Genomic DNA, 13323 nt, shown 5'->3' on the forward strand with positions numbered 1-13323 from the left:
ACAATTATTATGAAAAATGAAAACGACGAAGATAAACTTTCGAATAACACGATTAGTAACGAAAAGAAAACCGCAACATTTCCAATCCTTGGAATGACATGCGCCACCTGCGCTCAAACAATCGAGGAAGCATTATCCGAAATCGAAGGCATTGATTCAGCTAGCGTGAATTTGGCAACAGAGAGTGCGAACATCGCATATGATCCAAAAAGAGTAAGATTCGACGACATTAGAAGTACAATAAGATCGGCAGGATACGATGTCGCATTAAATGACATTACTCTGGCAATCAAAGGAATGACTTGTGCGACATGCGCGCAAACGATCGAAGAGGCGCTTCTCCGGCTTGAAGGCGTTCATGATGCCACCGTGAATCTCGCGACCGAAAGAGCACGGGTAATTTATGATCCCAGATACGTAAGAATAACGGACATTAAGAAGACAATACAAGAGGCCGGATACGAAGTACTAGAAACCGAAACAGCCGAAAGAGAGAAATCCGTGAGGGAAGAAGAGGCAAGAAGACAGAAATTGCTTCTCATTTTCAGCCTTACTTTGAGTATCCCGACTTTTCTTCTTACAATGGTCATGGATTTTTCAGCTCTTGGAATGAACGAGAGTATGATGAATGCCAGCAAAATTATACTCTTTGGACTTGCAACTCCCGTCCAATTTATAGCTGGCCATCAATTCTATGTAGGTACATATCGAGCTTTGCGCAATAAAAGGGCGAACATGGATACCCTTGTCGCCATGGGGACGTCTGCCGCTTACTTTTACAGTGTCGCGGCCGTATTCTTACCAAGCATTGTGCCATTTGGCCACGTGTATTTTGACACATCTGCACTTATCATCTCATTGATTCTCCTTGGTAAGTATCTCGAAGCAAAGGCGAAAGGGAAGACTTCCGAGGCGATCAAAAAACTCATGAATCTCCAGCCGAAAATGGCTAGTGTAGTGCGCGCGGATCAAGAATTTCAAATACCTGTTGAGGAACTTCAAGTGGGAGATGTTTTTATTGTCAGACCGGGCGAGTCGATCGCATCCGATGGCGTAATAATCGAAGGGTACTCCTCTGTCGATGAATCGATGATCTCAGGTGAAAGCATGCCTTTGGAGAAGAAAATAGGAGACGAAGTCATCGGAGGCTCTATTAACAAAAATGGATTTTTGAAAGTCCGCGCAACAAGGGTTGGAAGGGATACAGTCCTCGCACAGATCATCAGGTTCGTTGAAGAAGCTCAGGGTTCAAAGGCACCAGTTCAAAGGATTGCTGATAGAGTTTCGTCTTACTTTGTACCTGTCGTTATTTTGATTGCAATTGGAAGCGCACTTTTCTGGTTTTTTATTGGATACGACATGTTCGAATTCGATATGCCGAGATTCGCACTGGTGCTTTCAATATTCATAACCGTGCTCGTCATTGCTTGTCCTTGTGCACTTGGTTTAGCTACCCCTACTGCAATCATGGTCGGCACAGGTAAAGGAGCTGAATATGGAATCTTAATCAAGGGTGGCGAAGCGCTTGAACTCGCTGGGAAAATCAATGCCATTGTTTTTGACAAGACTGGCACATTAACTCGCGGAAGTCCCCAGGTGACCGATGTGATTCCGATCTCTGGGGAAGAGCATGAAATTGTCAAATATGCTGCGATTGCCGAGAGGGCTTCAGAACATCCCCTCGGGGAGGCAATTGTTAAGTATGCGGTCGAGAAGTCCATCACAATAGCTCATGCTGATGGATTTCAAACGGTACCTGGTAAAGGTGTCATTGCAACCTTCGAAGGTCACCGAATCTTGCTGGGAAATAGGAAACATATGAAGGAAAGTGGCGTGGAAACGAGCAAGATCGAAGAACGCCTGGAAGCTCTAGAAAATGATGGAAAAACTGTGATGATTCTTGCCGTTGATGGCGAGATTAGGGGGCTGATTGCCTCTTCAGATGTATTGAAAGAAAGCTCTGCTGGTGCGGTGTCGGCATTAAAGGAGATGGGAATCGACGTGGCAATGATCACCGGAGACAACTGGAGAACGGCAAATGCCATTGCAAGGAAGCTTGGAATCACAAAAGTACTGGCCGAGGTGCTTCCGAACGACAAAGCAAAAGAAATTGCAAAACTCCAAAAAGAAGGAAATGTAGTTGGGATGGTCGGCGATGGTATAAATGATGCACCGGCACTCGCACAAGCTGATGTAGGAATTGCCATTGGAAGTGGTACGGATGTGGCAATTGAAACGGGCGACATCGTTCTGATCCGAGATGATCTAAACGATGTCGTTGCTGCAATTCAGCTCAGCAAGAAAACAGTGAGCAAGATCCGACAAAACTTATTTTGGGCCTTCGCATACAATACCGCCGGGATTCCGATCGCTGCGGGTGTGCTTTTTCCTTTTTTTGGAATACTGCTACAGCCCGTAGTTGCTGCGGCGGCCATGGCAATGAGCTCTGTATCAGTCGTTTCAAACGCTCTCATGCTTCGGAGGTATGTTCCTGAAATAAGAAAAGGGAGGTGATGGAAAAAATGGCAAAGGATCCCGTGTGTGGAATGGATGTCGATGAAAAGACTGCGAAATGGGTGTCAGAATATAAAGGAAAGAAATACTATTTTTGCGCACCTGGCTGTAAGAAGAAATTTGACGCCGATCCGTCAAAATTTCTGAAATGATTTGTCTCAATTAGTGAGAACCCTTCTTTTCTTTTTCAAGCCTTTCTATTTCATATTGCTTTGCTTTTGCATTTATTTCCTGATCCTTCGGAAGCGCCTTCTTCGCTATCGCCAAAGCATCCATTCCAAGTTCAAATAAAGTAGGATGAACATGAATACCTTGACGAGTCACAGTTTCAAAAAGCTTGCCAGGGTTCATGATTCCCTTGGGATCGAGGGCATCTTTTATTGCCTTCATGTATTTAACGCTATTTCCCCTTATTATACTAAGATTCGATGCAAAGAACATGCCAAACCCAAGGGGTCTGCCTCCCCGCTGGAATGCAAGGTCTGAATACTTTTTGTTGAAAGCCAGTGACGTCATCGTTTTTACCAAACTCTCAGAATCAAAGAGATAATATGGCATGAACATCGCAGTGTTTCTGTCAGCCATTATACCTATGACAGCACCTTCCATCTTCATTGCTTCCATCAAATCATATGTCGCTTTAGCCATCGAGGAAAATTCCCTCAATGGAACAACAACCTCTCCAGGAATTTCACCCACACCAATTTCTCTAGATCTGTACTCATAGCAACGCTCTTCCCACTCATGTATGGCGACTTCATCTGGCATTTTCTTCGCGCCGTGAGCTTCCATAATCCTATCGAGAACTTGTTCTTCGTGCTTGACAACCTCGCTGTCGCCCTCAAGCGTGAAGCTGAGCATGCTTCCCACCTCAGGAGCATGCTTCCCTGCCTTCCTGAGCAACTCATAATGCTTCCTATCACCGAATGAAATATGAAGTGGTTCAATTCGAGATCTGCACACCTCCATAAGCGCGGGACCGATTGAAATCAAGTCGTCCATTGCATATGATACTGGCTTCATAAGTTCTGGGGCCGGATACAGCTTAAAAGTGACCTTTGTAACAACTCCAAGGGTACCCTCTGCGCCAACAATCAACCAATTGAGGTTGTATCCAGAGCTGTTATCACAGAGCTCGTCAAAGCCAGTATTAATTATATTTCCATCTGGCATGACAACTTCCATATTTCTTATATTGTTGCCAGCAGAACCGTACTTGTAATTGCCTATACCTATGCCCCCAGTAGAAATCCAACCTGCGAGCGTGGCACTTGGGAAACTGCTTGGATATGATCCGAGAAGAAGACCCTTACTCATACAAGCGTCGTACACTTGTTTCCACGTGGCACCGGCCTCAGCTGTTACGCAGAGATTCTCCTTGTCGATTTTCAAGATTTTATTCATGCCTCCGCTCATGTCGATCAAAATCCCACCAAAAGCGGAAACACTGCCTCCTAAGCCCCATGTCGAACTTCCTCTTGGTGTAACGGGAACGCCTTCTTCAGCTGCAATCCTAACAATTTTCTGTACGTCCTCCGTCGAGCGTGGTCTAACTACAACATCAGGTATGTTCTTAAAAGCCAATTGAGCCTCCTTTGGAAGAGGAGCGAGGTCATGACTGTAAAGTAGCCTCTCAAATTCACTCGTCTTTACATTGTCCTTTCCCAGTGCATCTTCAAGCTTTTTCACGTATCGCAGGACCGCTTCCGATTTTGCGCTCCTTTCTGAATCCATCTGACCGTCCTCCACATGGATAGATTTTCGGATTTGGAAGCGATAACCTTTCGTGCTATTTTAAATCTACCACGCAAATAATGGGATATTCCGAACTCAATGAAGAATTGACATCAAGACAACAGATTTCCGCTAGAATCTTGATCGCCTAAATCGACACTTAGCACGTAGAATTAGCATGTAGGAGAAAGAAAAATCCTGCCCAAAGATTACGGTGCACCGGGCGTCTTACCGGCTACCGCTTTCACCAGCAACTCCGTAAAGCCACTGGTGAGAGGCGCAACCGATTGCCCATCTTTGCTGCAATGTTCCACCTCGAGAGGCGGATCACATGCAACATATCCGTTGCTCAACCTGGGGCCATGGCAACCAGGGATGAGGAACGGTTTACGGCTTTCGCCGCAGATGGGTTCCAGATATGTCGCACCGTCCAAAGACGATGTTTCATATCCGTTTTCCCCTTGTGCATTCCGCCTTTGGGCAATATTTACTACCTCTCACGCCATATTTATAGATTAGCTCGAAGAATCCTGATGAAACCATCACTATTGATGGATCACATGCAATGGACCGCGATTCCAAGTGATTAGATTAGAAATTACGTAGTCAATTAAAAACGAAACTTCACTAGAAGCGTATTAAAGCAACCGGAATGCAACAAGATTATACTGAAACAGATTGCCGCGAAGAAAGAATTGTTGGAAATATAGACTCTAATCAGCACTTTAGAGTTCGACCCAGAATCCAAGATCTTCGAATGAACTTGTATTTCACGAATTATGAATCTGCAAATACATCAATCCTCTTGCATCTTCTCATTTTTCCTGACACTTTTGTCTTGAATTGAGATTATGATTGATTTCGGCGAATCGACTCTCTTTAAAGATTGAACCATTCCAACAACGATGTTAGAGATCAGGTTTGAGACAAATCTATTGAGCGGAATCTCCTCTCCATCAGCGTAAAGTCTTACCAATACTTCCGCACGGTTGCGGCAGTTCTCTATTAGATCCGTGCCTGCCGCAATTGCACTTGCCATCTCACTACAGTTTTGATGCCCACATTTACCGCAATTGAGCTGCGGCAAGGTGCGGAGAATACGCTCAATTTTAATTTCATTTTCAATCAATTCGATCGCGCGTTTCCAACAGTCTGTTGCTTCTTTGCATCGTAAAAGAATTGGCTCCTCTGCATCTGCGTTACCTATGACTATTTTTGGAATTTTAGATTTCTTAAATCCTTCAACAAGAATGATGTCTGGCTGAGCAATTTTTTGCAATAGAGAAAAAGCATCGTCAAGCTCAAGTGATTTGTTGTAATAGAGCACCGTCTCATTTGGGGATATGCCTAAAACCGGAGAACTACCAGCATTGAGGTGTCGTGTAGTATCTTTTCCTTGAGGAACAAGAGAATCTCTGGTATGTACGTGTTTGATTGACGACACTTTTATACCTCTAGAAGTCAACTCACCGCTTAAATACTCCAAAAGGTGGGTCTTGCCTGAGTTAGATTCTCCTACGATAGCAACAATCAAGTCATCATCTCCAATATGGTTCCCTCTTCGCGACTGCAATTTTGAATAGGTTAATTAATTCATCATCACTCGAGTTTCTTCTCAAAGCAGATATCAAATCAACATTTCCATCCTCTCTGAGCAAGCATGGTTTTAGATAACCATCAGAGGTTATTCGAAGGCGGTGGCAGTGAGCGCAAAAAGCTGTGTTGTGCATGGGCCTTACAATTTCTACCTCTTCGGGCAAATAATATTTCTTTCGTTTATGAAGATCGCGTGCTACAATTTTTAGTGCGATGGATTCTAGTCTCTTTTCTATAGGCTCAAGGCTACAGTAATAGTCCTTGAAGAATCTTTCATTAACCCTTTCTTTTTGTGTTTCAAGTTCAATAAGCTGAAGAATTGCTCCAACACTTTTAGAATACTTCATTAGTTCATCAATTTCCATTTCGTTGATTCCCTTCATAACTACAGTATTGATCTTAACAGGAGTTAATCCAGCCTCGATTGATTTGCCAATGCCATCGAGCACTTCACTAAGCAGATCCTGCCCCGTAATCTTACGATAAACTGAGCGATTGAGCGTATCTAAACTCACATTAACGCGAGACAATCCTGCTCTTTTCAATCTTGGCGCTAAGCAGGCCAGGAGCGTGCCGTTTGTTGTCATTGAAATCTCCTCAAAATAATTAGAACACTTAGAAATGATGTCAACGATATCGTCTCTCATCAATGGCTCGCCACCAGTTATCTTGAGCTTCTTGATGCCAAGCTTCGATGCAATTGAGCAGATTCTTGATATTTCACCGGCAGACATTTCACCGACTGCTTTTTGCTCACCTTCCCTGTGGCAGTAAAAACAATTAAGATTGCAACGCTGCGTAACGGAAATTCTCAAGTTGGTGATCTCGCGACCATAGGAATCCACCAGCATAGCTTATTCCCTCAAGCGATGTGTTTATGAGGGAATAACGATAAATAATTTATCAAATATCAGCAAAAAATTGAAAATACATCACCATTATGAATCGATAAAATCTGAAGGTAAAATAACGCGATGCATCATTTGTACGCATTGATTCCGATGATTTAGGATTCCTTCAAATCTTTAATAAGTGATCTGAGTTCCTTGATTTTCTCATTAAGTTTTTCGATTTTCTCCTCGTTTTTTTCCCTAATTTTCTCGTATTCTTCTCTGTTAATCCTTTTTTCCTTCATCCTTTTTTCTGCATCATCTATAATTGCCCTGTACTCACTCTTGATCGCGTTGATTTCTTTGATCTTCTTTTCAAGGCGCTCGATTTTGGAAGAGAACATGATAATATATCTCCTGCCTCGAGCTTTACAACATGCTATATTATAATATCATTTATGATATTTGTACCCATTCTTCATTGAATTAAGAATTTGCCCATTGCTTATCGCATGGCATGGAATATGCGAGCCAGTTTCTCTTTTTTGCCTCATCTCTTATTTCTTCGAGTGTCTCAGCAGATATTCGATGCAAATGTGAGTCACATGAACAATCAGAGGAGCCAAATCCTCTTGGAAACGCAGCTGTGCCGGTAAACGTTCCTAGCTGCTCATTAATCGTGCACTCTTCTTTTGTTTCGGAAGGGATAATGAACGCTTCCACTATCCTCGCCGATCTCAATAGATAATCAATATGCCAGTGGTCCTTCTTATTTGACGAGAAATGGCGACGAACCCTCGCATGCAAGCCGTTCATCGCAGATCCGACGTAAGCATAATATCCCTCTTCAAACGTAAACACGCCTAATTTGCCGACTTTTATTTCTACTGCACTTGGTACCTCGATTATGAGAATATAAGTACCCTTAAGAATTCCACCACGCATCTTATAACACTTCTCAAGACCATCTGCGAAATATTTAATGAATACTTGATACTGAGGCGAGTATTAATTTCCCCAAATCAGAAATTTCGTAAATTATCCAGTTGGCTTCTTGCTTTCCGCTAATTAGTCCCGCGTCTTTGAGAACCGAAAGGTGATAAGAGAGCTTGGAATCTTGAGCTGCTGTAAGTTCTTTGATGAGGCAAACGCAGAGCGGCTGATTATCAAGAATGAATAGGATTTGAACGCGCAGCGGATCCGACATTGCATGAAAAATTTTGCTTAATTTTTTAATTCTTTCATTTGACGGGAGTCGAGCTTCGATTCCCGGCAAACCTCCAATTTTATTAAGAGATTCCTTTATCGGATCGGGAATCTCAACTTTCTTGCAGAATTCCTGAGCCATGTCGCTTTGACCTCCAATGTGAAATCATTATGTATCTTGATTGATGCAAGAGCGCGATATTTAGACTTTCGCAAATGCATTAGTCTGAAGATCCGAAGGTTCTCTTCCTCGTTTGAGAGAGAGCGATGCAACTTTTGAAGTTGTGAAAATCTTGATGAGGGTACTCCCATCCAGCTTCGAATCAGTAAGCTGGGCAATCTCACCAAGCTTCCGTCCATAGACATTCATAGACTCAAGTTCCGTCTTCCATTCACAATAGGGAATCTTCACCCGCAATCCATCGAGATGAAGGACCACTGGCGCTGGTCTGAGACTTTTTTGAACTGGCGGTAATTCGTCAATCCTCTGCTTAATTTCTGCGGGATGAACGAAGAGAGGATCTTCATCAATGATCTTTCGTCGCTCTTCGACAACCCTGCTGACCTCCTTTGCGATCTCTTCTAATTTTGCTATTTCTTCAGCCCGCCTCATCCTGTCCACTCTTCTCCTCACTCCCGAAACAACTGCCTTACAATTTGGAAGATCTTTAATTTCTGGTCCACAGGCTACGACGACTGGTACATCAATATCCTCAAAAAGCCTCACTTTTTCGTTTCTTATACAGTCTTCGAAATTACCTAAAACGAATACAGCAGCGTCATACTCGTTAATCAATGCTTTTTCTACAGCGCTGATTTGCGCTGATCTCCTACCTTTACCTCTCGCAAGTCCCATGACAACAGTGATTGCACCATATCTGCGGAGGTGTTCTGCTATATCGCAGACTGGATGAGGCATGTGGTGTCGCCCAAGTGTCGGCGCTACAACAGCTATTTCCGTTCCTCCAAGAGGGATATCTACCAGCTTTGCGCCAAGCTCGATAGATTTCTTTTCGACTTCTTCCCTAACTTCTTCGGGAATAACAAGCGTGACGAGTATTGATGTATGACTCTGCGTCTTCTGTATTATAAAGCCACCGAGATCCTCCACCAACTCGTAGAGTTCGTTTACTCTGTAAACGCCACCGTCAAAAAGCAGTACTTTGAACATCGAGTTCCTCCATCTCCTTGTGGAGTTTATTCGCTAGTTCTTTCCATTCTTTTTTCATCTCGTATTCAGTTGCTGCTATAGTAATAACGCTTTCCGATGAAAGTTCATAGCGAATTTTGAATCCCTCTGGAAGAAGACGCCAAAGTGCATCGAGTATTTTCTTCTTCATTTCCTCCCCCCTGTCAATAACGAGTTCCAGAATCTCGTCTTCTTCAATGCCCTTGCAGAGAACTTCTAAACGGGATAGCTGTTCTATTCGCTCCCTTCCGTACATTCGCCAAAGCAGCGATAGAAGAGAAGGTGCATAGTTCTCGTCGGTGATGTTAATGAAAGTTCCTGCCTTAGTCTTTGTGACTTCGGCAATATCATTGATTCTTATTTTACCTGCTGCTAGCCTGGTCTTGACAGAAACGAGAAACAGCGGTTCAGAGGGTTTTATAATGAATTTGGCCGCCTCGACGTGCCTTGTAATTCCGAGATCGAGGAGAATACTATTGAAAAGTTCGACATAACCTTCGTTTCCAGCTTTCTCAGGCCCTTCCACTTCAATTCTCATCGATTAACCCTCAATAAAACCGGATGCCAGAAGTGCTGCACCGACCGCTCCGATAAACTGAGAATCTTTCGGAACGATCGGATCAATTCCGAGAATATTTCTCATTGCCGTCACCATGCCGCTTATGAGAGAAGTCCCTCCGACCTGAATCACTGGTTGCCTTACATCGATCTCTTGCAACTGCTGCTCGTAAACCTGCTCAGCAACACTATGGCACGCTGCAGACGCAACATCTTCAATCTTGCTACCTGCAGCAAGAGATGTGACCAAATCCTGTATACCAAAAATTGAGCAATATGAGTTCATGTTGATCCGCTTATAATCACCTGCATCGGCCAATTTACCAAGTTCCGTGATGTCCACCTTCAACCTCTTTGCTACGATTTCCAGAAATCTACCAGATGCTCCTGCGCAGATTCCACCCATTGTAAAGTTATCAGGAATACCGTCCCTTACGGTTATAGCCTTATTATCCATTCCGCCAATGTCGATAATCGTTGCTTCTCCTCTTTGTTTATCAGCAAGCCAGACCGCTCCCTTAGAGTTGACTGTCAATTCCTCCTGGATTAGTTTTGCCTTGAAATGTTTTCCAAGAGTGAAACGACCATACCCCGTGACGCCAATCGCCTCAATATCATTCCTAGCAATTCCCGCCGCTTCAATCGCCTTTTCAAGTGCTTCCTCAGCAGAAGCGATGACCTCACCGGTTGGAAGCCAGTATTTTCCTATTATCTCATTGTCTTTCATGATCAGAGCTTTAGTTGTCGTAGATCCAGAATCTATACCTGCTGTCAGTCCTACCTGCCTCTCTCTTGCCAGTAGATCCTTCCGGCTGACAATCGTAACCAGTGCCTCCATTCTTGTGAGCAGTTGACCCGATTTCGTTCTCTCTGTGAAAGAATAGGTGACCACAGGAAGCCTTGTATGATTCTGAATATACCTTCGCACCTCATTGCGAACGAGGGCTCCCTCAGCGCAACGGAAGCAGGTTGCAATGAAAACAGCATCAGCATCATATCGTCCATGGGCCAACTGCACCGCCCTTGCAATCATCATTCTGAGTTGGGGACTCGTCGGGATAAAACCAAATTCCTCGAGAGCGGAATCGACGTCCTTCAAATCCAAATCAGGGGCCACCATCTTAGCTCCCACTGTACTTGCTGCATTCTCGATTTCTCCTTGAACACCGCTGTATTCCGTTCCGCATGACAGCTGAGCTATCTTGATCATCTCAGCCCCTCCAGAAATTCTTTTATTTTTACAACCATGGCCTTCGCTTCTTCTTCGTCCGTGGGATAACGCACCTCCAGTATGGGAATATTTCTTTTCCGAAGAAGATATTTAACCATCTCATTTGTCCTGTGGCATCCGACGCAACCAAAAAAATATGGTGCTTCTTCCATAATAATAGCAGCTTCTGCTTCGTCGATCAATGGTCCCCAAAGTGCTAGACGTCCTCTTATTCCCGAGGGCACTTCAATTCCGGCATATTTGAGTCCCCTCTTTACATCCTCTGGCGTCACATTAATAGGTGGCGAATCAACTTCCAAATTCCTAAGCCTCTCCTGTACAGCCTTCATGGCGCTTAGAGGCTCATGCCCGAATCTCTCGACGAGGTCGAATAGGATAAGGCTATTTGGCGGTACAATGAATACTTTCAACCAATCACCTCATCAATCACCTTCTTCAGCGCCTCAACAGGAAGCTTCTTCTTTTGCTTCACTCTCTCTTTCAGCTTCTCCTCTTTTTCCGCTGCGCGAATTCCTTTTTCAATCATTGCCAGCATGCGCCATTCCTCTTCTAGCTGCGTAAAACCCGGCCTTGATCCGTGAAGCGCTCTGCACCTTCTCTGGTCACCGATCGGAAACCCTCTCAATTTGACAAAGATCCGGCATGGGTCTAATTTTCTGACTTCAGCCACCGCCTGTTTGATATCTTCTCTGCTTCCCTCTATCAATGCCCCATAGCAAGTCTCCTTCACTGTGATTTTCAGATTCAACGTGTGTAAAAATCTCACGATTTGATCTGGTGTGATCTCGGACGTTGGTGCGATGACGATCATTCTCGTTTCTATTTCATTCTTCACGAAAAATTCCCCTTCTTATCTCTTTTATTCGATTTACGTCTAATATGGCTTCTATCCTTTCCAGTGCTCTCTTTAATATAAACAACATCTCCTTCCTTAATTCCACGCATTAACCTATCGAGATCGCTAACCAGCTTTCCTGCGATGTTTGTTCCGTACCTTTCCTCGCCAGTAGGCCCAAATTCCTCGCTCTCTTCCAGCCTGATGCCAATAAGGCCACGGTAAGGGCGAGACATATTCGTCACTCCAAGCTCCCCTTTCACTGATACCTCTTTGAAAGACGCTTCTGGGACTAGGCTCGAAGCTTCCCTTGCATTTCCTTCGAAAGTGATCATAGGCAAACCCTCATATGTGAAATGAACCTTCATCGTCCCAATAGACTTATGATCAAGACCTGTCATTTTCCGCAGATACTGAGTGGTTTTTGGAGAGATGGAATCATATAGCTCGATCTCATGAATCTTCTCTGGCGACACGCCAAATGTTTCAACCGCTCTCCCAGAAATTACTTCCATAGTTAGCTCTGGTTCCTGCTCAACTATGACAGCGTTATCCGAGGTATCACCGGTTCTGATTTGCTCAAATCCCATCTGCCTCAGAAATTCCTCCCCAGCAATCTGTGTCAATCCTATGGTGAGAATTCTCCTTGGATAGGTGACGATAGTCACATTGCAACCCGCTTTTACTCCTCTGATCAAATTCTTTCCTTTGACAACAGTTCCAATAAAATTGTGCGCCTGTGAAATCTGTCTCCGAACTTTATAAAAATAGATCCGGCCGGCACCAATACCGTCATTCCTAACCGTGACGTTATCTTCATCTCTGATTCTGATATCTTCAGGTACAAGTGATACATCCATTCGTGCAGAACAGGCCGCGTATGTAGAATTGCTTTCGGTGATCGGAATGACTTTCCTTTCCGCAAGAACAAGAAAGTGCTCGGCACTCACCGGCGAATTCTTATTCAAATGCACTTCGACGTAACTTTCAATTTCTGCCTCATCCTCTATTTCAAGGTCAAGATTATCAGTGATTACTATATTGCTCTCGACTCTCTTTTCAATTACTGGCTCAACAGATTGTACTCTGTCACCTTCTTCAAGTTCGTCCAGTAGATGCTTACCCCTTGTAATCCTCCCTACTAACGCATTACCAGCTCCGTAGCATCCTTCATGATCGTCTCTTGCGATCATAAGATAAGTTGTCCTGCTATCAAATCCCCCAAGCGCAAAGTAGCAATCAGACTTTGAATATCTGTAACTCGATCTGTTCACCGACAGATTCGTTGGAAAAGACCCTATAGCTAGGACTTTCGAGGTCTTCCATCTGATCGATTTGCCAGCGATTTCGCCATGGATCTTATGAAACAACTCAGATGATTCTGAATCATTAAGCCTAAGAATCATTTCGCCTTTGTTTGTTCTTATCAAAAATTCACGTGTTTCCGCTAGAAGTACTCTTGATGGGCGAATGATTGCGACAGTTGATCCCTCTTCATAGATCCCCCTACTCAAAACCTCTCGCAGCTTTGCTCCTCTCTTTATTTTAATCTCCTTACCATTGAGTTTAATCTTCATCTGGTCGCCGTTGTCATAACAAGCATACATAAATATTTTTTCGCTAAAAAGGT

The 13323-nt window shown here is 43.8% G+C and carries 15 protein-coding genes; 2 read left to right on the plus strand and 13 right to left on the minus strand.

The features are described from left to right. Positions 1-9 precede the first annotated feature (9 nt). Both QW087_03610 and QW087_03615 read left to right on the plus strand, forming a co-directional pair. Positions 10-2514 (plus strand): heavy metal translocating P-type ATPase, encoded by a 2505-nt coding sequence (locus QW087_03610; GenBank protein ID MEM2943806.1) that lies wholly within the window; start codon positions 10-12, stop codon positions 2512-2514. Between the two features lie 8 nt (positions 2515-2522). Further along, positions 2523-2666 carry a YHS domain-containing protein gene (locus tag QW087_03615; GenBank protein ID MEM2943807.1) on the plus strand — a complete coding sequence of 48 codons (144 nt, stop codon included), beginning with the start codon at positions 2523-2525 and terminating at the stop codon, positions 2664-2666. Between the two features lie 10 nt (positions 2667-2676). Here the strand turns inward: QW087_03615 and QW087_03620 are convergent, their stop codons facing one another. From QW087_03620 to QW087_03680, 13 genes are all read right to left on the minus strand, one after another. Further along, entirely contained in the window at positions 2677-4248 is a 1572-nt protein-coding gene (locus QW087_03620) for an FAD-binding oxidoreductase (protein ID MEM2943808.1), read from the minus strand. Positions 4249-4457: 209 nt separating this feature from the next. After that, positions 4458-4682, minus strand: coding sequence for a hypothetical protein (locus QW087_03625; GenBank protein ID MEM2943809.1), 225 nt, complete (start codon positions 4680-4682; stop codon positions 4458-4460). Positions 4683-5044: 362 nt separating this feature from the next. Continuing rightward, entirely contained in the window at positions 5045-5782 is a 738-nt protein-coding gene (mobB, locus tag QW087_03630; GenBank protein ID MEM2943810.1) for a molybdopterin-guanine dinucleotide biosynthesis protein B, read from the minus strand. 4 nt (positions 5783-5786) lie between these two features. After that, a complete protein-coding gene (gene moaA / locus QW087_03635) occupies positions 5787-6695 on the minus strand; it encodes a GTP 3',8-cyclase MoaA (protein ID MEM2943811.1) in 909 nt (302 codons plus the stop codon). Between the two features lie 155 nt (positions 6696-6850). Further along, complete coding sequence (locus QW087_03640; protein MEM2943812.1) at positions 6851-7078, minus strand: hypothetical protein; 228 nt, start codon at positions 7076-7078, stop codon at positions 6851-6853. An 82-nt stretch (positions 7079-7160) separates the two neighbouring features. Beyond that, positions 7161-7619, minus strand: a complete 459-nt coding sequence (locus QW087_03645; protein ID MEM2943813.1) for a GIY-YIG nuclease family protein — start codon at positions 7617-7619, stop codon at positions 7161-7163. Between the two features lie 34 nt (positions 7620-7653). Then, entirely contained in the window at positions 7654-8022 is a 369-nt protein-coding gene (locus QW087_03650) for a metalloregulator ArsR/SmtB family transcription factor (protein ID MEM2943814.1), read from the minus strand. Between the two features lie 60 nt (positions 8023-8082). Further along, positions 8083-9051: a methyl-coenzyme M reductase family protein gene (locus tag QW087_03655; protein MEM2943815.1), complete on the minus strand. Its 969-nt coding sequence runs from the start codon at positions 9049-9051 to the stop codon at positions 8083-8085. Next, positions 9029-9607: a methanogenesis marker 17 protein gene (locus tag QW087_03660; protein MEM2943816.1), complete on the minus strand. Its 579-nt coding sequence runs from the start codon at positions 9605-9607 to the stop codon at positions 9029-9031. The genes QW087_03655 and QW087_03660 overlap by 23 nt, the downstream gene beginning before the upstream one ends. A 3-nt stretch (positions 9608-9610) precedes the next feature. Next, a complete protein-coding gene (locus QW087_03665) occupies positions 9611-10837 on the minus strand; it encodes a methanogenesis marker 15 protein (protein MEM2943817.1) in 1227 nt (408 codons plus the stop codon). Then, positions 10834-11268 (minus strand): methanogenesis marker 5 protein, encoded by a 435-nt coding sequence (locus QW087_03670; protein ID MEM2943818.1) that lies wholly within the window; start codon positions 11266-11268, stop codon positions 10834-10836. The genes QW087_03665 and QW087_03670 overlap by 4 nt, the downstream gene beginning before the upstream one ends. Next, entirely contained in the window at positions 11265-11693 is a 429-nt protein-coding gene (locus tag QW087_03675) for a methanogenesis marker 6 protein (protein ID MEM2943819.1), read from the minus strand. Before QW087_03675 ends, QW087_03670 begins: the two co-directional genes overlap by 4 nt. Beyond that, positions 11690-13270, minus strand: coding sequence for a methanogenesis marker 3 protein (locus QW087_03680; GenBank protein MEM2943820.1), 1581 nt, complete (start codon positions 13268-13270; stop codon positions 11690-11692). Before QW087_03680 ends, QW087_03675 begins: the two co-directional genes overlap by 4 nt. Positions 13271-13323 lie beyond the last annotated feature (53 nt).

The organism is Methanomassiliicoccales archaeon (assembly GCA_038850735.1).
In the GTDB taxonomy this organism is placed as follows: domain Archaea; phylum Thermoplasmatota; class Thermoplasmata; order Methanomassiliicoccales; family JACIVX01; genus JACIVX01.